A 21,765-nucleotide genomic window follows, 5' to 3' on the forward strand; every position below is an offset into this window, starting at 1 on the left:
TCATGACCACCACCTTCGGGACCCTCGAACCCGCCCTGTCGGTGCGCCAGGTGCTCACCCTGGAACGGGTGCTCGCCGGGGAGCCCGAGGTGGTGGCCGGCGCGGGCCAGCTGGACCGCCCGGTGCGCTGGGTGCACGTCGCCGAGGCGCCCGACGTGGGCGTGATGCTCAGCGGCGGCGAGATGGTGCTCACCACCGGGGTGCTGCTCGCCGGCGACGAGGAGAAGCAGGCCGAGTACATCCGGTCCCTGCACCGCGCGGAGGCGGCGGCCGTGGTCCTCGGGCTCGGGCGCGCCTTCCCCGCGCCGCCGGACGTGATGCGCCGGGCCGCCGAGCGGTGCGGGCTGCCGATGGTCGTCCTGCACCGGCCCTTCCCCTTCGCCGAGTTGACGGAGGAGGTCCAGGCCCGGCTGGTGCGGCGGAAGTTCGCCGCCGTCAGCCTGTCGGAGTCCGTACGGACCGCCCTGACCGGACTCATCACGGCCGGCGCCCCGCTGCAACGCCTCCTCGACGAGGTCGCCCAGCACAGCGCCTGCCCGGTCGTCGTCACCAACCTCGCCCACCGCGTCCTCGCCACGGCGGGGGAGCGGCCGGCCGTGGACGACGTGCTGCGCGACTGGGAGCGCATCTCCCGGCAGGCCGGCGGCAGCGAGGGCGACGGCTGGATCCGCGCCGAGCTGGGCGGGCGGGGAGAGCGCTGGGGACAGATCGTGCTGTGCGGACACCGGGGGGACACCGCCACCGGGCGGCTGCTCGCCGACCGCGCGGCCGAGGCCCTGGTCCTGCACCGCATGCTCGGCGGCCACTCCGCCCACACCTGGGAGGAGCAGTCCGCACAGAGCCTTCTGACCGACCTGGTCAGCGGGGTCGTACCGGCACGGCAGCTGCTGCCGCGCGCGCGGGCCGCCGGACTCCCCGTCAACCGGCGCACCTTCGTGCCGCTGGTCGTGCGGGACGGCGATGCCGCCCGACTGGAGCGGGTGCTGCGCCTGCTGGGGCTGCCCGGGATCGTCGCCGAGCTGGCCGACGGCGCCACCGCCGTGCTGCTGAGCCTGGCGCGGGACCAGGACGCCACCGTGCTCGTGGCCAACTTCGCCGCCCGGCTGCGGTCGGAGACCGCGCGGACCACCGTGGCCGCCGCCGACCCGCGCACCGCCTGGGACGACGTGCCCGCCGGGCTGCGCGAGGCCCAGCACGTCGCCGACGCCGTGGCGGACTCCGCCGCCGCCCTCGACCTCCCGGCCGTCGTCCGCCTCAAGGACGTGCACCTGCGCGGCCTGATCCGGCTGCTGCGGGACGATCCGCACGTGCAGTCGTTCGCCGAGCGAGAGCTGGACGGGCTGCTGTGCGCGGGTGACGAGGACCTGCTGTCGGTGCTGCGCACCTACCTCGCCACCGGCCGCAACAAGTCCCGCACCGCCCAGCTCCACCACGTCTCCCGCCCCGCGCTCTACCGCCGGCTGGAGGCCATACAGGGCCGGCTCGGCGTCGACCTCGACGACTTCGAGCAGGCGGCCTCGGTGCACATCGCGCTCCTCGCGCATGACGCGCAACAGGGGTGAAACATGCGACGACCTGGGAAAACGGCGGTGAAACATGGGCCCACGACAGGGTGACAGCGTGACACGCGGCACACCCGCAGACGTGACACCGTGCAACTCAAAGGCCGCTGACGGACTCCCTAGCCTTCTCGCACACCGAGCGACCGGAGGTCCCGATGAGCAGAGTGATCCGCGCCGCCCTCTTCCAGACCGCGTGGACGGGCGACAAGGAGTCGATGATCCAGGTGCACGAGCAGGCGGCCCGGGACGCGGCCGCGCAGGGTGCTCAGGTCCTGTGCTTCCAGGAGCTGTTCTACGGACCCTACTTCTGCCAGGTCCAGGACAAGGCGTTCTACGAGTACGCGGAGGCGGTCCCCGACGGCCCGATCGTCCAGCGCTTCCAGGCGCTCGCCAGGGAACTGGGCCTCGTGCTGATCCTGCCGATGTACGAGGAGGAGCAGCCCGGCGTCCTCTACAACACGGCCGCCGTGATCGACGCGGACGGCTCCTACCTCGGCAAGTACCGCAAGCACCACATCCCCCAAGTCCCGGGCTTCTGGGAGAAGTTCTACTTCCGGCCCGGCAACGCCGGCTGGCCGGTCTTCGACACGGCGGTCGGCCGGATCGGCGTCTACATCTGCTACGACCGCCACTTCCCCGAAGGCTGGCGGGCGTTGGGCCTGGAGGGCGCCGAGATCGTCTTCAACCCCTCGGCCACCTCGCGCGGCCTGTCCCGCTACCTCTGGCAGCTGGAGCAGCCGGCGGCGGCCGTCGCCAACGAGTACTTCGTCGGCGCGATCAACCGGGTCGGCGTGGAGGACCTGGGCGACAACGACTTCTACGGCACCTCCTACTTCGTGGACCCGGAGGCCCAGTTCGTCGGCGAGGTCGCCTCCGACAAGGAGACCGAACTCGTCGTCCGCGACCTGGACCTGGCCAAGCTGCGCGAGGTCCGCGACCGCTGGCAGTTCTTCCGCGACCGCCGGCCCGACGCGTACGCCCCGATCACGGCGCCCTGACAGCCGACAGTCGTACCCGCGCCCCGAAGGGGCGCGGGGAACTGCGCGACCAGCCCCCGACGACCCGCACTCGCACTTTTCGACAACCGAACGGAGCGTGAACCCATGGTCGGCCGCACCCTCATCCGCGGCGGTCTCGTCATCACCGCATCCGACGAACTCCACGCCGACGTCCTGATCGAGGACGGCCGCATCGCCGCCCTGGCCGCCTCCGGCACTCCCGCCGCCGAGGCGTTCGCCGCCGAGCGGACGATCGACGCCACCGGGAAGTACGTCATCCCGGGCGGCGTCGACGCCCACACCCACATGGAGCTGCCGTTCGGCGGCACCTTCGCCTCCGACACCTTCGAGACCGGCACCCGGGCGGCCGCCTGGGGCGGCACCACCACGATCGTCGACTTCGCCGTGCAGAGCGTCGGGCACTCCCTGCGCGAGGGCCTGGACACCTGGCACTCCAAGGCCGAGGGCAACTGCGCGATCGACTACGGCTTCCACATGATCGTCTCCGACGTCAACCAGGAGACGCTCAAGGAGATGGACCTGCTCGTGGAGGAGGGCGTCACCTCCTTCAAGCAGTTCATGGCCTACCCCGGCGTCTTCTACTCGGACGACGGCCAGATCCTGCGCGCCATGCAGCGCTCCGCCGAGAACGGCGGCCTGATCATGATGCACGCCGAGAACGGCATCGCCATCGACGTCCTCGTCGAGCAGGCGCTGGCCCGCGGCGAGACCGACCCGCGCTACCACGGCGAGGTGCGCAAGGCCCTGCTGGAGGCGGAGGCCACCCACCGCGCCATCCGGCTCGCGCAGGTCGCCGGCGCGCCCCTGTACGTCGTGCACGTCTCGGCGATGGAGGCGGTGGCCGAACTGGCGCGGGCGCGCGACGAGGGGCTGCCGGTGTTCGGCGAGACCTGCCCGCAATACCTGTTCCTGTCCACCGACAACCTCGCCGAGCCCGACTTCGAGGGCTCGAAGTACGTGTGCAGCACCCCGCTGCGCCCCAAGGAGCACCAGGCCAAGCTGTGGCAGGGACTCCGGACGAACGACCTCCAGGTCGTCTCCACCGACCACTGCCCCTTCTGCTTCGTCGGCCAGAAGGAGTTGGGCCGCGGCGACTTCTCGAAGATCCCCAACGGCCTTCCCGGGGTCGAGAACCGCATGGACCTGCTCCACCAGGCCGTCGTCGACGGGCACATCAGCCGCCGCCGCTGGATCGAGATCGCCTGCGCCACCCCCGCCCGGATGTTCGGCATGTACCCGAAGAAGGGCACCATCGCCCCCGGCGCCGACGCGGACATCGTCATCTACGACCCGCACGCCGAGCAGGTCATGTCCGCCGAGACGCACCACATGAACGTCGACTACTCGGCGTACGAGGGCAAGCGCACCACCGGCCGGGTCGAGACGGTCCTCTCGCGCGGCGAAGCCGTCATCACCGAGCGGGAGTACACCGGACGCGCCGGACACGGCGTCTACACCCCGCGCTCCACCTGTCAGTACCTCAACTAGGAGTGGCGCACATGGACTTCGGACTCGTCCTGCAGACCGATCCACCGGCCTCGAAGGTCGTCAGCCTGATGAAGCGCGCCGAGCGCAACGGCTTCACCCACGGCTGGACCTTCGACTCGGCCGTGCTGTGGCAGGAACCGTTCGTGATCTACAGTCAGATCCTGGCGAACACGCAGAAGCTGACCGTGGGCACGATGGTCACGAACCCCGGCACCCGCACCTGGGAGGTCACCGCCTCCACCTTCGCCACCCTCAACGACATGTTCGGCAACCGCACCGTCTGCGGCATCGGCCGCGGCGACTCCGCGATGCGGGTCGCCGGCCGCAAGCCCAACACCCTGGCCCGCATCAGCGAGGCCATGAAGGTCATCCGGGCGCTCGGCCGGGGCGAGGAGGCCGACCTCGGCGGCGCGGTCGTCAGGTTCCCGTGGATCAAACCCGGCGCCGAACTCCCGGTGTGGATGGCCGCGTACGGGCCCAAGGCCCTGAAGATGACCGGCGAGGAGGCCGACGGGTTCATCCTGCAGCTCGCGGACCTCTACCTCACGGAGTACATGGTCAAGGCCGTGAAGGACGCGGCCAAGGCCGCCGGCCGCGACCCCTCCGACGTCAAGATCTGCGTCGCCGCCCCCGCCTACGTCACCGAGGACGACTCGCCCGAGGCACTCGCCCACGCCCGCGAGCAGTGCCGCTGGTTCGGCGGCATGGTCGGCAACCACGTCGCCGACCTGGTCTCGAAGTACGGCGAGCACTCCGCCGCCGTACCCGACGAACTCACCGACTACATCAAGGCCCGCGAGGGGTACGACTACTCCCACCACGGCCGCGCCGACAACCCCGACACCCAGTTCGTGCCCGACGAGATCGTCGACCGGTTCTGCGTCATCGGACCCGCCGAGAAGCACATCGAGAAGCTGCACGCCCTGCGCGAACTGGGCGTCGACCAGTTCGCCGTCTACGACATGCACGACGCCCAGGAAGCGGTGATCGACGCTTACGGCGCGCAGATCATCCCCGCCGTCAACGCCTGAACCGCACAACACCCCATCCCCCCACTCCAGAACTCCCCTCCCCACCTCCCCGGGGAGGGGACACCCGGAGACCCGCACGGCCTTTCCGGACCCCCTTCATCGATTGGCCTGCCCATGACCGACACCGCTCCCACGGCCATACCGCCGACCGCTCAAGTCACCCTCGCCGACGGACGCGTGGAGATCGCGCCGGGATCCCCGCTGCCCAGCGGCCCGTACGCGAACGAGGACCTGCTCCCGGTCCCGATCGAGAAGCGCACCTGGACCACGTACAACTTCTCCGCCCTGTGGGTCGGCATGGCCCACAACACGGCCTCCTGGACCCTCGCCTCCGGTCTGATCGCCGTCGGCATGGACTGGAAGCAGGCGGTGTTCACCATCGCCCTGGCCAATGTGATCGTGCTGGTCCCGATGCTGCTCACCGGGCACGCCGGTCCGAAGTACGGCATCCCGTTCCCTGTGTTCGCGCGTGCCTCCTTCGGCGTGCGCGGCGCCAACCTGCCCGCCGTCGTACGGGCGTTGGTGGCGTGCGGTTGGTTCGGCATCCAGACCTGGATCGGCGGCGAGGCGATCTACTTCCTGGCCGGCAAGCTCATCGGCAACGGCTGGTCCGACGCGGGGAAGATCGGCGCCTACCCCTGGACGATGTGGCTGTCGTTCGCGATCTTCTGGGTGATCCAGGTCGCGATCATCTATCGCGGCATGGAGACGATCCGCCGCTTCGAGAACTGGGCGGCGCCCTTCGTCATCGTCGGCGCGCTGGTGATGCTGGTCTGGATGAGCGACAAGGCGGGCGGCTTCGGCCCGTTGCTCGACCAGCCCTCCAAGCTCGGCTGGGGCGGCGACTTCTGGAAGTTGTTCTGGCCGTCCCTGATGGGCATGATCGGCTTCTGGTCCACCCTGTCGCTGAACATCCCGGACTTCACCCGCTACGGCAAGAGCCAGAAGGCGCAGACCTGGGGCCAGGCGCTCGGACTGCCCACCACCATGACGCTGTTCGCGCTGCTCTCGGTGCTGGTCACCTCCGGCTCGCAGAAGGTGTACGGCCAGGCCGTGTGGGACCCGGTACAGCTCGCCGCCAAGACCGACAACGTCTTCGGCCTGCTGTTCGCCCTGGTGACCGTGCTGGTGGCGACCCTGTCGGTGAACATCGCCGCCAATCTGGTCTCCCCGGCCTTCGACTTCTCCAACATCGCGCCCAGGAAGGTCAGTTTCCGGGTCGGGGCGCTCGCCACCTGCGTCCTCGGCGTACTGATCTTCCCGTGGAAGCTGTACTCCGACCCGCAGGGCTACATCTTCACCTGGCTCGGCCTGGTCGGCGGTCTGCTCGGCACGGTCGCCGGCATCCTCATCGCCGACTACTGGATCCTGCGCCGCGGGAAGCTGGACCTGGTCGACCTGTACCGCTCGGGCGGCCGCTACTGGTACGAGGGCGGCTGGAACTGGCGGGCCGTCGTCGCCTTCGTGACGGGCGGTGTGCTGGCGATCGGCGGCGCGAGCTTCGAGCCGCTGATCGACGGACGGCCCGTCCCGGCGCTCAAGCCGCTCGCCGACTACGGCTGGGCGGTGGGCCTGGGCACCTCGATGGCCGTCTACCTGGCCCTGATGCTGCTGCGCGGCAGACAGCGCCTGGAGGCCTGAAGCCCCGAAGGGCGGCCGGTGAACGCTATCGGCTGCCCTTCAGCGCGGTCACGGCGTCCTTCGCGGCCTTGATGGCGCCCTTGTTGATCTCGTCCGTGCCGGGCGCCTTCTTCGTCTCGAAGTCACTGCCGTTGTAGGTGGTGACGACCAGGACGTTGGACATCTGGGCTATCACCACGCCCTCCCGGGTCTGCTGCTTGTCCTCGGTGGTGAGGTTCACGACCGAGTAGCCAGCGTCCCCGAGCCCCGGTACGGCGCCTCCGCCGCTCTTCTCCGCGATCCTCTCCTTGTACTCCTTCTGCGCCGCCGCGTCGGAGTCCAGGACCTCGAAGGAGACGTCGAGCCAGCGGTAGTCGTAGCCCTTGAGGGCGTTCCAGGAGCAGGTGCGGCGCAGCTTCTCGTCCGTGGACCTGATCTCCTTCCCGGCCGTCTTGGCGCCCGGGACGAGCGACTTGAGCGTCGCCGTGGCCACGCTGCCGCACGGCGCGGGGGCGGCGCTGTACGACTTGGTCGCCGCGGCCGCCGTCGACGGCGCGGACGGCGTCGAAGTGCTCTTCTGCTGCGCCTCGTTGTGCTGGTCGGCCGGCGTCGCGGGGCTGGACGACAGCGCCCAGCCCATCGCGGCGAGCACCACGACGGGGGACAGGCGCGCGGTCAGAGCGAGCGGCAGGGGAAATTCACGCACGGGCACACTTCTCGGTGGGGGACGGTGTGCGGAAGGAGTCCGCACTGCGGACGGAGCGCCAGTCTCACATGAGTCCCTGTGAGACGGAAGTGTCAACTCGCTCCGTGCTCGGGCGGTCACTGAGCCCGGTGCGAGGTCCCGTGACCAACCGGCTGCCGTCCGAACAAGTGGCGACGATTCTCTCGTATTCGGATAAAACCCGCTAAGGATTCTGGAACCGAACAAAGGGGGCGTCGGTGGTCGTCATGACGTGGCCTCCCGCGCGGCCGACAGCGCGAACGCGCTCTCGATGCGGTCCACCGCCGCGAAGGCGCCGTACGCGACGAGCCGGACCAGCTGCCCGTCGTTGTGCCAGGGCATGTGCCAGGCGGCCACGTCCTCGTCCGTGATGCGGTACGGCGCGAGCGCCGCGAGCAGCGCCAGACGGGCGCCGGGCTGTTCACGCCGGGTCGGGAAGCCGCGCAGGACGGCCGACGGGTGCTCGCCGTCCCAGTCCCGCAGGGCCTGGTGGACGAGGGTGCGCTCGGCCGGTTCGAGGAGTTCGGCGCCGGTGCGGGCGGCCGCGCGCAGCGCCGCGTAGGCGGGGCCCACGGGGGAGCCGAAAGCCCAGTCCGGGCCGGGGCCGAGCGTGTCGAGCAGGGGCAGGGACGCCCCGGGCTCGGCCTCGCGGCGGACGGCGCGGCTCAGCGCGCGGCCCGCGAGACTGCGCACCGCCCGGAAGCGCTGCACCCCGCCCGGCAGGAGCTGTTCGGACAGCAGCGCCGAGGCGATGCGGTTGATGAAGTGGAAGGTGAGCATGGTCCCCAGGTAGGCGGGCGCGTGCTCCTCGGGGAAGGGGTACGGCCGCAGCGCTGCCCCGGGGACGCGGCTGGCGAGCCCCCAGTCGAGCACGCGGGTGTGCTCCTCGCTCTCGGGATCGTCGCCGCGGGCCAGCCGCTCGGCCAGCGCGTGGTCGCCGGTCGCGTGCAGCAGGACGGTGTGCGCGTCCACGCAGAACGGGCAGTTGTTGGAGAGGGAGACCCCGAGCGCGGCCAGCTCCTTGCCGGTGCGGCTGCCGGGGCCGGCGATCAGTGACTCGCGCATCAACGCCCATGCTGGGGCGAGGAGTTCGGGGGCGGAGGACAGGACCATGAAGGTGGCGGGCCGGTCCATGCCGAAGTCCGCGGCGATCTGCGCGTGGACCTCGGCGACCCGGCCGGAGGCCGACGTGGGCGACGGTGGCTGTGTGTACCGGAAGGGTGTGGGCATGCACAGCAGCATGCGCGGCGGGGGCGGACCCGGTCGTCGTCCCCGCGGAGGCACTTGGCGCTACGACGGCAAGGCCGCCGGGGCCCCGCACTACTGCGGGGGGAGTAGCCGGGGAGCCGTCCACAGGGGTGACGCCGCGGTCGGCGCGGCCCTCTACTGTGCCTGCATGAGCGGGCACTTCACCACACGCCAGGGGCTCGCCGACGTGGCCCTCGCGGCCGCCGTCGGTGCTCTCGCCGTGACCACGGCCGCCTTCGGCCGGGACACCGGGGCCGTCGACTACGCGCTCGTCGTCCTGTCCTCGGCCGTCCTGGCCTTCCACCGCGTGGCGCCGCGCACGGTGGCGGTCACCGCCGCGGCGTGCGGTGCCGGGTACGTGCTGCACGCGCACCCGGGCCCGCTGTCCGCCCTGCCGGTCTTCATCGCCGTCGCCACGACGGCGAGTGCCGGACGCCGGGGTTGGGCGGCCGTGGCGAGCGGGGCGTTCCTGGGCGCGTGGCTGGCGACGGGCCCCTTGTCGCACGACGTGATCGAGCGGACGGCGTTGCTCGCGGGCTGGTTCCTGTGCGCCGTCGTCGCGGGACAGGCCGATCGCAACTGGCAGGCCTACCTGCGCCAGACCGAGCGGCGCGCGCTGGAGGCCGAGCGGACCCGGGAGGAGGCCGCCCTGCGCCGTGCGGGGGAGGAACGCCTGCGCATCGCACGGGAGTTGCACGACTCCCTCACCCACAGCATCTCGATCGTCAAGCTCCAGGCCGGCGTCGCCGTCCACCTGGCGCGCAAACGCGGCGAGGAGGTGCCGCCCGCGCTGCTCGCCATCCAGGACGCGAGCGGTGAGGCGATGCGCGAACTGCGCGCCACCCTGGAGATCCTGCGCTCGGAGGACGAGCCCGCCGGCACCCCCGCGCTCCTGGTCGAGCGGGCCTGCGCGGCGGGCCTCACCGCCGAACTCGCGGTGACCGGTGAGGAACGGCCCCTGGCGGCCGCGGTCGACCGTGCCGTCTACCGCATCGTGCAGGAGGCACTGACCAACGCGGCCCGGCACGCGGGCCCGGCCAAGGTGAGCGTCCGGCTCGACTACGGGCAGGACGACCTGGCGGTACGCGTCGAGGACGACGGCGCCGCCGACCCGGCCCGCCCTCCCACGCCGGGCGTCGGCCTCACCGGCATGCGCGAACGCGTCACCGCCCTCGGCGGCACCCTGCGCACGGGCCCCCGCCCGGAGGGCGGCTTCGCGGTACGGGCGCGGTTGCCGCTGGGGGAGGCGGGATGAGCGGCGCCGGCTCACGGGTGCGGTCGACGAGACAGGGTGGCCGGATGGCCGGGGCGGCGTCGCCCGGCGATTCCCGGTGCGGAAAGGGGAGTTGAGGTGATCAGAGTCGCGCTCGTCGACGACCAGGCGCTGATGCGTGCCGGGTTCCGCGCCCTGCTGGAGGCCGAGGACGGCATCGAGGTGGTGGGCGAGGCCGCGGACGGCGAGCGGGGCCTCGCCCTGGTCCGCGCGCACGTGCCCGACATCGCGCTGATCGACGTCCAGATGCCGGTGATGACCGGCATCGAGGCGACCCGGCTGATCGCCGCCGACCCCGCCCTGGCGGCCGTACGCGTGGTGATCCTCACCAACTACGGCCTCGACGAGTACGTCTTCGAGGCGCTGCGGGCGGGGGCCAGCGGCTTCCTCCTGAAGGACACCGAACCGGCCGAGCTGCTCCAGGGCATCGAGGTCGTCGCCCGGGGCGAGGCCCTGCTCTCGCCGTCCATCACCCGTACCCTCATCGGCGAGTTCGTCTCCCGCCCGCCGGACCGGGCGACCGCCCCCGGCCTCGACTGCCTGACCCGCCGCGAACGCGAGGTGACGGCCCTGGCCGCCCGGGGACTGACCAACGAGGAGATCGCCGGGCACATGGTCATCAGCCCGTTCACGGCCAAGACCCACATCAGCCGCGCCATGACCAAGCTCGGGGCCCGCGACCGGGCCCAACTGGTCGTCTTCGCCTACGAGTCGGGTCTGGTGGCGCCGCGCCGGCCGTGAACGGTCACCCGCTCACGGCCGAGCCCGGCTACGCCGGAAAATTCTTCGTGGGGGACGCGGGTTCGACCGGCCGGGCGGCGGATCGCCGGCCCGTCCGGGGCGCTCGCGGGCGCCGTCTCAGTCGAGGTCGATCCGGGGCAGGTGCCGGTCCAGGAACTTGGGCACCCACCAGTTGGCCCGGCCCGCGACCTTCATGAACGCCGGTACCAGCAGCAGGCGTACGAGGGTCGCGTCCAGCACGACCGCCACCGCCAGGGCGAAGCCGAACTGCTTCAGTTCGAGTACGTCGGCGACGAGGAAGCAGCCGAAGACGGCCGCCATGATGACCGCCGCCGCGGCGATCGGCCGCGCCGTGTGCGCCAGGCCCTTCACCACCGCGCGGTCGTTGTCGTGCGTGAGCAGGTACTCCTCCCGCATGCGGCCGATGAGGAACACCTCGTAGTCCATGGAGAGGCCGAACAACAGGGCGAAGACCATGATCGGGAGGTAGACCTGGACGAAGCCCACACTCGTGAAGCCGAACAGGTCCTCCAGATGCCCCTTCTGGAACACCCAGGTCGTGAGCCCGAAGGCCGCGAAGGTGGCGAGCAGGTTCAGCACCACCGCCTTCAGCGGCAGCAGCACCGAACGGAAGATCAGCAGCAGGTAGAAGAACGACAGCGTCAGCACCATGGTCATGACCAGCGGCAGTTTGCCGAGCGTCTCGTCGGACAGGTCGCTGAACTGTGCCGTCTCGCCGCCGACCAGCATCTGCGGGCCGGCCGACGAGGTCCGCGCGGGGATCATCTCGTCGCGCAGGTCCTCCACCAGCTGCGTCGCCTCGGCCGAGTCGACGGCGGCTCTGGGCACGATGGTGATCACCGTGCGGTCGTCCCCGCCGCCGACGTTGACCGTCTGGTCGAGGACCGGCTTCACCGCCGGGTCCTGCTCCAACTGCCCCAGCGCCTGCGGGGACACCGTCCCGGTCGTCTGCCTGAGCAGCGTCGTGACGGAGAAGACGCCCGCGACACGGGGGTCCTTCGACAGTGCCGTCGTGAACGAGTCGATCGTCTTGAGATCGTTCGCGTCGAGCGCCCCCGAGCCCTCGTGCGACGCCAGGACCTGGATCGGGGACAGCGCGCCCGCGCTGAACTTGTCGGCGAGGATCGCGGCGCCCTTGCCCGAGGGCTCGCCGGAGATCGCGGAGATCCCCAGGTCGATGCCCAGCTTGATGCCGACCGTCGGCAGGGCGAACACGACCAGCAGAGCCGCCGCCGGAATGGCCATCCAGGGGTGGGCGAGAACGGTACGGGCCCACCGCTCCCAGCCGCCCGGCCGTCCCGACCCGTCCGACACGTCGTCCTTCGGCTGCATACGTTCGGGCAGCGCCCCCCGGTTGACGCGCTCGCCGAGGGCCGCCAGCAGCGCGGGCAGCATCGTCCAGGCGACCAGCAGCGTGCACAGCACCACCAGTACGGCGCCCAGGGCGATCCCGGGGAACAGCGGCGAGTCCACCACGAGCAGCGAGCACAGCGAAACGGCGACGATCACGCCGGAGAAGGCGATCGTCCGGCCGCTCGTCGCCATCGCCACCCCCACCGAGTGCGCCACGGCGTCGGTGTGTCGCTCGTCCCGGACGCGGGCCAGCTCCTCACGGAAACGGAACAGGACGAAGAGCGAGTAGTCGATGGAGATGCCGACGCCGATCATCGTGACGATCGAGAGCAGGAAGGCGTCGAAGGCCGTCACCGTCGTGAGCAGGGTGAGAACCCCGAACGTCGTCATGAGGCTGACCAGCGCGGTGATCAGGGGAACGCACGAGGCGACCAGGGCGGCCAGCGCGGTGAGCAGGACGAGGAAGGCGATGGGGATGCCGATGGACTCGGCGTGCTCCACGTCGGCGTTCTCCACCTCCGTCAGGTCGTTGGCCGTCGGTGAGTATCCCGTCAGGTAGGCCCGGACCGGACCGTCGCCCGCCGCGTTCCGCACGACGTCCTGGAGATCGGCGGCCCGGGAGCCGCGCTCCCGGTCGTTCCCCGCCAGCCCCAGCGAGGCCACCGCCGCCGTACCCCTCGACAGCGCACTCTGCATGCCCGGGTCGGTGGGACCCAGCACGGAGGTGACCCCCGGCTCGTTGCCCACGGCCTTCACGACGCGATCGACGACCTGCACGTACTCCTTGTCCTTGATCGTCAGGTGGTCCGCGTCGAAGACGATCACGTCCTGCTCGGCCCCCGCCGCGGGGAACTCCTTCTCGAGCAGCTGGGAGACCTGCTGGGAGTCCGAGCCGGTCACGCTGTAGTCGGACGCGACGAGCGACGAGACCAGATGCGGATAGAAGAGGCCGGAGACGACGACCACCACGCCCCAGAAGGACAGGACCCACCAGCGGCGCCGGGCCACCCAGGTGCTCCACCTCACCGGGCGCGTGGGACCTCGGCGACGGGGCGGGCCGTCAGGACGGCCTTCCCCCGCCGGGCCGGCGATGGAGGTCATGGGTGTGCTGCCTTTCCGCCGGAGCTCGCGAGGGGGCGCCTGCCTCCCGCTCTTCGGGCGTTTCGCACCTTAATGCGGTGAAAGTTCTGAATAAGGGAGACATACCGGCCACCGCTCCGGCCCCCGCGCCCGGTTCGCACCGGAAGCGGGTGAGGGGCGGCGCGGGGCGATCGCTAGCCTGCTGGGGAGCGGACCGATCCTGAGCCCCCGTCAGCCCGGCCGATGTACGCCACCCACGCAGCCAACGAGGTGAGAGACCCCCGTGTTCACCACCCGTCCCACCCTCCAGGGCACCTTCGGCATGGTGTCCTCCACCCACTGGCTCGCCTCGCAGGCCGCGATGGCCGTGCTGGAGGACGGCGGGAACGCCTTCGACGCGGCCGTGGCCGGAGCGTTCGTGCTGCACGTCGTCGAGCCGCACCTCAACGGCCCCGCCGGCGAGGTGCCGATCCTGCTCGCGCTGGCCGGCGGCGAGGTGCGGGTGCTGTGCGGACAGGGCGTCGCACCCGCCGGGGCGAGCGTCGCCCACTACCGGGGACTCGGCCTGGACCTCGTCCCCGGCACCGGGCCGCTCGCCGCCGCCGTCCCCGGCGCCTTCGACGCCTGGATGCTGCTCCTGCGCGACCACGGGACGAAATCCCTCGCCGACGTGCTCCAGTACGCCGTCGGATACGCCGAACACGGGCACGCGCCCGTGGAGAACGTCGGCGCGACCGTCGAGACCGTCCGCGAGCTGTTCGAGACGGAGTGGACCTCGTCGGCCGAGGTGTACCTGCCGGACGGGCGGGCCCCGCACCCCGGCGAACTGCTGCGCAACCCCGCCCTCGCCGCCACCTGGAAGCGGCTGCTCGCCGAGGTCGCGGGCAGCGGCGACCGGACCGCCCAGATCGAGGCCGCGCGCGAGGTGTGGCGCACCGGCTTCATCGCCGAGGCCCTGGTACGCCAGTCCGCGCGCCCCACCCTGGACACCAGCGGCGAGCGCCACGCAGGCACCCTCACGGCCGCCGACCTCGCCGGCTGGTCCGCCACCTACGAGAGCCCGGCGACGTACGACTGGAACGGCTGGACCCTGTGCAAGGCCGGCCCCTGGAGCCAGGGCCCCGTCCTGCTCCAGCAACTCGCCCTGCTCCCGGCCGAACTGCCCGCCCACGGCTCCGCCGACTATCTCCACCTGCTGATCGAGGGCTGCAAACTCGCCATGGCCGACCGGGAGGCCTGGTACGGCGACGCCGCCCACGTGCCGCTCGACGAGCTGCTGTCGGCCGAGTACAACGCCGCCCGGCGCGCCCTCGTCGGCGACAAGGCCTCGTACGAGCTGCGTCCCGGCAGTCCCGGCGGACACGCGCCGCGGCTCAGCGCGCACGCGCACGTGGTGGTCACCGACGAGCCGGGGTTCAGTCCCATGGGGGCGGGGGAGCCCACCGTGGCGAAGGGACCGGCCTCCCCGGTGCCCGGCGAGCCGCCCGTCGCCCCGGACGGCGCCACCCGGGGCGACACCTGCCACCTCGACGTCGTCGACCGCTGGGGCAACATGGTCGCCGCCACCCCCAGCGGCGGCTGGCTGCAGTCCAACCCCGTCGTGCCCGAACTGGGCTTCCCGCTCGGGACCCGGCTGCAGATGACCTGGCTGGAGGAGGGCCTGCCGGCCTCCCTCACCCCCGGCCGCCGTCCCCGCACCACCCTCACGCCCTCCATCGCCCTGCGCGACGGCGTCCCGGTGATGGCGTTCGGCACGCCCGGTGGCGATCAGCAGGACCAGTGGCAGCTGCACTTCTTCCTGGCCGTCGCGCTGCGCGGACCCGTCCGCGGCGGCCTCGACCTGCAGGGCGCGATCGATGCCCCGAACTGGCACAACGACGGCTTCCCGGGCTCCTTCTACCCGCGCGGCATGCGACCGGGCAGCGTGACCGTGGAGTCGCGGGTCGGCACGGACGTCGTCGAGGAGCTGCGCCGGCGCGGCCACCACGTCACCGTGGGCGACCCGTGGTCCGAGGGACGGCTGTGCGCGGTCGCCCGCGATCCGCGTACCGGCATCCTGTCGGCGGCGGCGAACCCGCGCGGCATGCAGGGATACGCCGTCGGCCGCTGATCCGGAACCCCGCGGGTGAGCCACCCGGAGTCCGAGTACACGAAGCCCCCAGTCCGGAAATCCCCGAGTTCACGCCGATTCCACCGGGTGTCCACCGGCCCGGCGGGGATTGTCAGTGGCGCGTGTTCTCATGGAGCCATGATCGAAGACACGGAAACCAACGAAGAGTTTCTCGCCGGGCACGAAAAGTTCCTCGCCAAGCACGCCGCCGACGTGGAGGAGGCGGTCCGCGCGGCCGCCGCGGCCGAGATCATGCCCCGCTTCCGCCGGCTGGCCGCTCACGAAGTCGACCAGAAGAACGGACCGCACGACCTGGTGACCGACGCGGACCGGCTGGCCGAGCGGCACCTCACCGAGGCGCTCGGCGCCCTGCTGCCCGGGTCCGTCGTGGTCGGCGAGGAGGCGGTGCACGCCGACCCGATGACGTACGAGGCGATCGGCGGCGACGCCCCGGTCTGGATCGTCGACCCCGTCGACGGCACCCGCCAGTTCGTGCACGGCGACACCGGCTTCTGCACCCTGGTCGCGCTCGCGCACCGCGGGGTCCTCCTCGCCTCCTGGACGTACGCACCGGCCCGCGGTCAATTCGCCACCGCCGTGCGGGGCCAGGGCGCCTTCCTCGACGGCGAGCGCCTCCACGCCGGCTCGCCCGAACCGGGCCGGGACCTCCAAGTGGCCACCTCCCACCCCGACTACACCACCGACGACCAGAAGCGGGCCCTGCTCGGCCTGTGGACCGACGGCGTCGCGCCGCGCGCCTGCGGCTCGGCCGGCCTGGAGTATCTGGCGATCGCCCGCGGCGAGTCGGATGCCACGGCCTTCTCCTGGGAGGCCGCCTGGGATCACGCCGCGGGCCTGCTGCTGGTCGAGGAGGCGGGCGGCGCCCACCTGACCGTGACCGGCGAGCCGTTCCGCATCACCGGGGGCAACGCCCTGCCGTTCACCGCGGCCCGCGACCTGGCCACGGCCCGCAGGGTGGTGGGGCTGCTGTCGGGCGCGGCCTGACCCGGAGGGCGGTCCCGGCAGGCGGTACCCGAGCCCCGGGGCTGTCAGACCCCCGGCATATCCTGGCCCCCAGTGGCCATCGGCTGACGAAGGGGTCCGAAGGTGCCGTCGATGCTCGATGCTGTCGTGGTGGGTGCGGGGCCGAACGGACTGACGGCCGCCGTGGAGCTGGCCCGCCGCGGCTTCTCCGTGGCCGTCTTCGAGGCCCGCGGCACCGTCGGCGGGGGCGCCCGTACCGAAGAGCTCACCCTGCCGGGCTTCCGGCACGACCCGTGCTCCGCGGCCCACCCGCTCGGTGTCAACTCCCCTGCGTTCCGCGCCCTGCCCCTGGAGCGGTACGGCCTGAAGTGGCTGCACGCCGAGCTGCCCATGGCCCACCCCTTCCTCGACGGCAGCGCCGCCGTGTTGTCCCGCTCGGTCGCCGAGACGGCCGCGTCGTTCGGCTCGCGGGACGCGGGCGCGTACCGCAGGCTGGTCGCGCCGTTCCTGTCCAGCTGGGACACCCTCACCCGCGACTTCATGTCCCTGCCGTCGACCGCGCTGCCCCGCGACCCGGTGACCCTCGCCCGCTTCGGACTCGCCGGCCTGCCCCCGTCGACCTGGCTGACCCGCCGCTTCCACGACGAACCGGCCAAGACCCTCTTCGCCGGCCTCGTGGCCCATGTGATGGCCCCCCTCAGCGGGTTCGCGACCGGCGCCGTCGGCCTGGTCTTCGCGCTCGCCGCCCACGCGCGCGGCTGGCCCGTCGCCGAGGGCGGCTCCCAGTCGATCTCGGACGCCCTGACGGCGTATCTGAAGGACCTCGGCGGCCTGGTCCACACCGACTACGAGGTCAAGCGCCTCGACGACCTGCCGCCCGCGCGCGCCTACGTCTTCGACACCTCACCCACCGCCCTGGCCCGCATCGCCGGCTTCGGCCGCTTCTACGAGCACTACAAGTACGGCCCCGGCGTCTTCAAAATCGACTACGCGCTGGACGGCCCGGTGCCGTGGACCGCCGAGCAGGCCCGGAGCGCCGGCACCGTGCAGATCGGCGCGGACAGCAAGGAGATCGGGGCCGCCCTGCGCGCGGCCTCCCGGGAGGGCCGGGCGCCCGACCGGCCCTTCATGATCACCGTCCAGCCCGGCGTGGTCGACCCCACCCGCGCACCCGAGGGCAAGCACGTCTTCTGGGCGTACGCCCACGTCCCGAGCGGCTGGACCGGCGACCTCACGGACGTCATGGAACGCCAACTGGAGCGTTTCGCACCGGGTTTCCGCGACCGCGTCCTGGCCCGGGCCACCGCCGGCCCGCCCGAACTGGCCGCCCGCAACGCCAACTACGTCGGCGGCGACATCGGCACCGGCGCGGTGACGGGCCTGCAGGCACTGCTGCGCCCCCGACTGTCCCTGTTCCCGTACCACACCCCCCACCCGGCGGTCTTCATCTGCTCCTCGGCCACCCCGCCGGGCCCGGGGGTCCACGGCATGTCCGGCCACAACGCGGCGAAGGCGGTCTGGCGCAGGCTGCGGCAGACGGGGTGACGCGCGCACTCGCCCTCGACGGCCCCGTACCGTCCGAAGCGGGCCCCGCCCGGTGCCGTCGGGTATACAGGCAGTCATGACCAGCATCACCCTCGTCCGGGGCGACATCACCCAGGAGTCCGTCGACGCCGTCGTCAACGCGGCGAACTCCTCCCTTCTCGGCGGCGGTGGCGTCGACGGCGCCATCCACCGGCGGGGTGGCCCGGAGATCCTCGAGGAGTGCCGCAGGCTGCGCGCGTCGCACTACGGCAAGGGCCTGCCCACCGGCCGGGCCGTCGCGACGACCGCCGGCCGACTGGACGCGCGGTGGGTGATCCACACGGTCGGCCCGGTCTGGTCGGCCACCGAGGACCGCTCCGACCTGCTCGCCTCCTGCTACCGGGAGTCGCTGCGGGTCGCCGACGAACTGGGCGCCGCGACGGTCGCGTTCCCGGCGATCTCCACCGGCGTGTACCGGTGGCCGATGGACGACGCCGCCCGGATCGCCCTGGAGACGGTGCGCGCGACGCCCACAGGCGTCGAAGAGGTGCGGTTCGTCCTCTTCGACGACACCGCCTACGAGACCTTCGCCCGCCGACTCGACTGACCCCCGCCCGGCGCCCTTGCCGCCTACAGGGCACGCCCTAGCGCAGTCGAGGCTCGCCGACCAGCGATGTTCCGCGATGTTCAGGTTGCTTTCAGGCTGGTCGCGTGCTGATGAAACTCATGCACCGCAAGCCCCAAAGCCCTGGTAAAGACCCCTGTGGCGCGGGCGGTCCGGCGTGTCATCGTGCGCTCCATGACCACAGAGCACCTCCTCGACGACCGGCCACTCGTCCCCCTGCGCGCCATGGCGAACAAGGTCCCGGAAGTCACCGTGTACTTCTGGATCGTCAAGGTGCTCACCACCGGAATGGGCGAGACCGCCTCGGACCTGCTGGCCCGTCTGCTCGGTCCCGTGCCCGCGGTCGCGCTCGGCGGTCTCGCGCTGGCCGCCTCCCTGGTGCTGCAGTTCGCCGTCCGCCGCTATGTCGCCTGGGTGTACTGGACGGCCGTCGTCATGGTCAGCGTGTTCGGCACGATGGCCGCCGACGTCCTGCACGTCGGCCTCGGCGTGCCCTACCTGGTGTCCACGCCGCTGTTCCTCGCCGCGCTCGCCGCCGTCTTCGCCCTCTGGTACGCCGTCGAGGGCACCCTGTCCATCCACGGCATCCGCACCCGCCGCCGGGAGGCCTTCTACTGGGCGGCCGTCCTCGCCACGTTCGCCCTCGGCACCGCCGCCGGGGACCTCACCGCGACCGTCGGCTTCGGGTACCTGGGATCGGTGGTGCTCTTCGGCGTCGCGATCTGCGTGCCCGCGGTCGCCCATCGCCTCGGCGCGCTGAACGCCGTCCCCGCCTTCTGGACGGCGTACGTCGTCACCCGTCCCCTCGGTGCCTCCCTCGCCGACTGGATGGCCGTCGGGCACCACCGGGGCGGCCTGGCCCTGGGACTGGGTCCGGTCACGCTCGCCTGGAGCGCCGCCATCGCCTGCTTCGTCGGCTACCTGGCCCTCTCCCGCCGCGACGCGCCCGCCGGCACGGCGGTCTGAGGCGCGAGAGGCTGCCGGCCCGCGGAGGCCCGGCAGCCTCGTCACGCGGTCGTCTCGCTCAGCCGTCGATGCGGTGCGTGCTCCAGAACGACGTCAGGTCCGTGCTCGTCGCGGCCTGGGCCGCCGCCTTGAACTCGGCCGTGGTGGAGACGCCGTACCAGTGCGACGTCGCGTAGTCCTTCAGCAGCTTGGTCATCGCGGTGTCGCCGATCAGCCGGCGCAGGTCGTGCAGGGCGCACTTGCCGTAGCCGTAGACGACGGTGGAGTAGCGGGAGGAGTGGGCGTCCCAGTACGCCATGGAGTTGGTGATCTTCTCCGCCGACGACGACCAGGAGACGCTGCTCCAGCAGTTGGTGCCGGTCTTGCCGAGGGCGAGGTCGGTGGAGTAGTCGGTGAACGCCTCGTCCAGCCAGGGGCTGTTGTACTCGTCGTCGCCGACGATGCCGTACCACCACTGGTGGCCGATCTCGTGGGTGAGCGCGGTGGTGCTGACGAGGTCGAGGACGAAGCCGGGGTACTCCATGCCGCCGAACCAGTAGTTGTTGTCGATGACGGCGTCCAACTCGCCGTAGGGGTAGGCCCCGAAGCGCCCGGCGTGCGCGTCGACGGCCGTCTTCGCGGTGCTGAGCATCGACTGGGCGTCGGAGGAGCTGATGCCCGACACGGAGTAGACGTTGATCGCGGTGCCGGCGGACGAGGTGCCGGAGATCTTGCTGAACGGCCCGGCCGCCCACGCGAAGTCGCGCACCTTGGAGGCGGTCGCCGTGGTGACGGTGCGTCCGCTGGTGCCGGGGGTGTCGACGGAGGTGCCGGTGGCCGGGACCAGCAGGCTGCTCGGGTGGTCGAGGGTCACCTTGAAGTCGGCGGCCAGCGAGTAGAACGACTCGCCGTTGTTGGTGTACGGGTCCAGGTGCCAGCCGGAGCCGTCCTTGACCGCGAGGACGGGCAGGGCGTTGCCGATGAAGCTGAACGCCCCGTCGTGGCCGAACCGGTCGGCGCCGCTGGGCACGGTGATGCCCAGGTCGAAGCCGATCGTGGCGGACTGACCCTGCGCAAGGGGTGCCGGCAGGGTGATCGGCAGGGCCGTGCAGCCCACGGAGAGGGAGCCGGCCGTGCCGCCGCTGACGTTCGTGACGGTGATCGGCGGGGCGTCGCAGGTGCCGTGGTAGTTGTCCCACAGCCTCAGGTACACCTCGCCGAGGGCCGTCGAGGAGGCGTTGGTGAAGGTCGCGCTCTCGTGACCGGTCCAGACGGTGCCGGCGCTGTCGCTGCTCAGGCTGACGGTGTACGAGGGTGAGGCCGGGGTCCGTGTCGAGTCGGCCGGCGGGGTCGTGCCGCCGGAGGTGTCGAGGGCGACGTCGTCGATGACGAAGCTGGTCTGGAGGCTGTAGTCCTCGGTGCCGGTGAAGGCGAGGGTGACCGTCTGGCCCGCGAAGGACGAGACGTCGAGGGTCTTCTTCACGTACCCGGTGTTCTTGTCGAGGTTCGAGTACGTGGCCAGGGCCGTGCCGCCGATCTTCGCCGTCAGCTTGTCGTAGGCGGTCGAGGAGGTCGTCTCGGCGGTGTCGATGTGCAGCCAGAAGGACAGGGTGGCGGTGGCGCAGCCGGAGGGGATCGTGACGCTCTGGGAGAGCGTGTCGGTGCGGGTGGCGCCGGTGCCGTCCAGCCAGGCGTAGTTCGTGCCGCCGTGCGGGGCCTGTCCGGTCCGGCTGGTGATGACGTTCGTGGACGACTGCGTCCACGGTGAAGTACCGCTCTCGAAGCCGCCGTTGGCGACGACCTGGGCCGGGGTGCAGGCGGCCGCGGCGTCGGGCGCGGCGGTCGCCGGACCGGCCGGGAGAAGGGACACGGCGGCCAGCGCGGCGACGGCGAGGGTGCGTACGACGACGGATCTGTGGGGGACGGTTCTCACGCGTGACTCCTTTGCGGAGGCCGGGGTTGCGGCCTGCTCGGCGGCCGCCCGGCCGGCTGGGGTGCGCCGGCGGGTGGTCGTGGACTGCGTGCGTCAGTTGCTTGACGGGAGCATGCCACACCGAACGGCTCAACGGGGATTGGCGTACCGGCCTGAGGTGGAAGCTCAGAAGCGAACAGAGTCCGACAGTGATATTGCTCCGGTTCTGTTCGAAGACCTAGGGTGCAACTCCCGTATCCCACAACACCCCACACGATCTGACGCACCCTCAGTACGCGCACCGCACCGTCGTCCCGAGGAAGGCCACGATCATCCTGTACCCCCACGCGCCCCGCCCGGCCCGCTCCGACCGCCTCGTCAGCCGCCGCCGTCTGCTGGAGACGGGCGCCGCCGTCCTCGGCGCGCTCGCTCTCTCCGCGCCCCCGGCCGGTGCTCGCACGGCAGCCCCGGCCGCCACCGACGGCACACCGGAGTGGAACGGCGA

At 71.8% G+C, this 21,765-nt stretch carries 16 protein-coding genes; 12 read left to right on the forward strand and 4 right to left on the reverse strand.

Going from position 1 to position 21,765, the window contains the following annotated elements:
• The first annotated feature begins 2 nt into the window (after positions 1 to 2).
• The 5 genes from LN251_RS25235 (at position 3) to LN251_RS25255 (ending at position 6,741) form a co-directional block, all read left to right on the forward strand.
• A complete protein-coding gene (locus LN251_RS25235; RefSeq protein WP_458246385.1) occupies positions 3 to 1,562 on the forward strand; it encodes a PucR family transcriptional regulator in 1,560 nt (519 codons plus the stop codon).
• 155 nt (positions 1,563 to 1,717) lie between these two features.
• A complete protein-coding gene (locus tag LN251_RS25240) occupies positions 1,718 to 2,560 on the forward strand; it encodes a nitrilase-related carbon-nitrogen hydrolase (RefSeq protein WP_058922200.1) in 843 nt (280 codons plus the stop codon).
• A gap of 105 nt (positions 2,561 to 2,665) precedes the next feature.
• The gene (gene hydA / locus LN251_RS25245) at positions 2,666 to 4,069 is read left to right on the forward strand and encodes a dihydropyrimidinase (protein ID WP_458246386.1); all 1,404 of its coding nucleotides are present in this window, start codon (positions 2,666 to 2,668) and stop codon (positions 4,067 to 4,069) included.
• Positions 4,070 to 4,080: 11 nt separating this feature from the next.
• Positions 4,081 to 5,100, forward strand: coding sequence for a TIGR03842 family LLM class F420-dependent oxidoreductase (locus LN251_RS25250; protein ID WP_458246387.1), 1,020 nt, complete (start codon positions 4,081 to 4,083; stop codon positions 5,098 to 5,100).
• Positions 5,101 to 5,214: 114 nt separating this feature from the next.
• Positions 5,215 to 6,741, forward strand: a complete 1,527-nt coding sequence (locus LN251_RS25255) for an NCS1 family nucleobase:cation symporter-1 (protein WP_458246388.1) — start codon at positions 5,215 to 5,217, stop codon at positions 6,739 to 6,741.
• Between the two features lie 25 nt (positions 6,742 to 6,766).
• On the opposite strand, the gene LN251_RS25260 is transcribed toward LN251_RS25255, so the two are convergent.
• Together LN251_RS25260 and LN251_RS25265 are read right to left on the reverse strand one after the other, a co-directional pair.
• On the reverse strand, positions 6,767 to 7,426 hold the full coding sequence (locus LN251_RS25260) for a hypothetical protein (protein ID WP_458246389.1): 660 nt from the start codon (positions 7,424 to 7,426) through the stop codon (positions 6,767 to 6,769).
• 243 nt (positions 7,427 to 7,669) lie between these two features.
• On the reverse strand, positions 7,670 to 8,674 hold the full coding sequence (locus LN251_RS25265) for a carboxymuconolactone decarboxylase family protein (RefSeq protein ID WP_458246390.1): 1,005 nt from the start codon (positions 8,672 to 8,674) through the stop codon (positions 7,670 to 7,672).
• Positions 8,675 to 8,840: 166 nt separating this feature from the next.
• On the opposite strand from LN251_RS25265, the gene LN251_RS25270 reads away from it, so the two are divergent.
• On the forward strand, positions 8,841 to 9,947 hold the full coding sequence (locus LN251_RS25270) for a sensor histidine kinase (RefSeq protein WP_458246391.1): 1,107 nt from the start codon (positions 8,841 to 8,843) through the stop codon (positions 9,945 to 9,947).
• 96 nt (positions 9,948 to 10,043) lie between these two features.
• Positions 10,044 to 10,706, forward strand: coding sequence for a response regulator (locus LN251_RS25275; RefSeq protein WP_458246392.1), 663 nt, complete (start codon positions 10,044 to 10,046; stop codon positions 10,704 to 10,706).
• A gap of 117 nt (positions 10,707 to 10,823) precedes the next feature.
• Here the strand turns inward: LN251_RS25275 and LN251_RS25280 are convergent, their stop codons facing one another.
• A complete protein-coding gene (locus LN251_RS25280) occupies positions 10,824 to 13,106 on the reverse strand; it encodes an MMPL family transporter (protein ID WP_458246393.1) in 2,283 nt (760 codons plus the stop codon).
• A gap of 337 nt (positions 13,107 to 13,443) precedes the next feature.
• On the opposite strand from LN251_RS25280, the gene LN251_RS25285 reads away from it, so the two are divergent.
• The 5 genes from LN251_RS25285 to LN251_RS25305 all read left to right on the forward strand — a co-directional run bounded on the left by LN251_RS25285 (position 13,444) and on the right by LN251_RS25305 (position 19,369).
• A complete protein-coding gene (locus LN251_RS25285) occupies positions 13,444 to 15,270 on the forward strand; it encodes a gamma-glutamyltransferase family protein (protein ID WP_458246394.1) in 1,827 nt (608 codons plus the stop codon).
• Between the two features lie 138 nt (positions 15,271 to 15,408).
• Positions 15,409 to 16,275: an inositol monophosphatase family protein gene (locus LN251_RS25290; RefSeq protein ID WP_458246395.1), complete on the forward strand. Its 867-nt coding sequence runs from the start codon at positions 15,409 to 15,411 to the stop codon at positions 16,273 to 16,275.
• A 111-nt stretch (positions 16,276 to 16,386) separates the two neighbouring features.
• Positions 16,387 to 17,799: a phytoene desaturase family protein gene (locus LN251_RS25295; RefSeq protein ID WP_458246396.1), complete on the forward strand. Its 1,413-nt coding sequence runs from the start codon at positions 16,387 to 16,389 to the stop codon at positions 17,797 to 17,799.
• 76 nt (positions 17,800 to 17,875) lie between these two features.
• Positions 17,876 to 18,385: an O-acetyl-ADP-ribose deacetylase gene (locus LN251_RS25300; protein WP_458246397.1), complete on the forward strand. Its 510-nt coding sequence runs from the start codon at positions 17,876 to 17,878 to the stop codon at positions 18,383 to 18,385.
• Positions 18,386 to 18,577: 192 nt separating this feature from the next.
• Positions 18,578 to 19,369, forward strand: coding sequence for a COG4705 family protein (locus LN251_RS25305; RefSeq protein ID WP_458246398.1), 792 nt, complete (start codon positions 18,578 to 18,580; stop codon positions 19,367 to 19,369).
• Positions 19,370 to 19,427: 58 nt separating this feature from the next.
• Here the strand turns inward: LN251_RS25305 and LN251_RS25310 are convergent, their stop codons facing one another.
• Positions 19,428 to 21,281, reverse strand: coding sequence for a M1 family aminopeptidase (locus LN251_RS25310; RefSeq protein WP_458246399.1), 1,854 nt, complete (start codon positions 21,279 to 21,281; stop codon positions 19,428 to 19,430).
• Between the last annotated feature and the right edge of the window lie 484 nt (positions 21,282 to 21,765).

This window comes from Streptomyces sp. MAI_2237 (genome assembly GCF_054189285.1).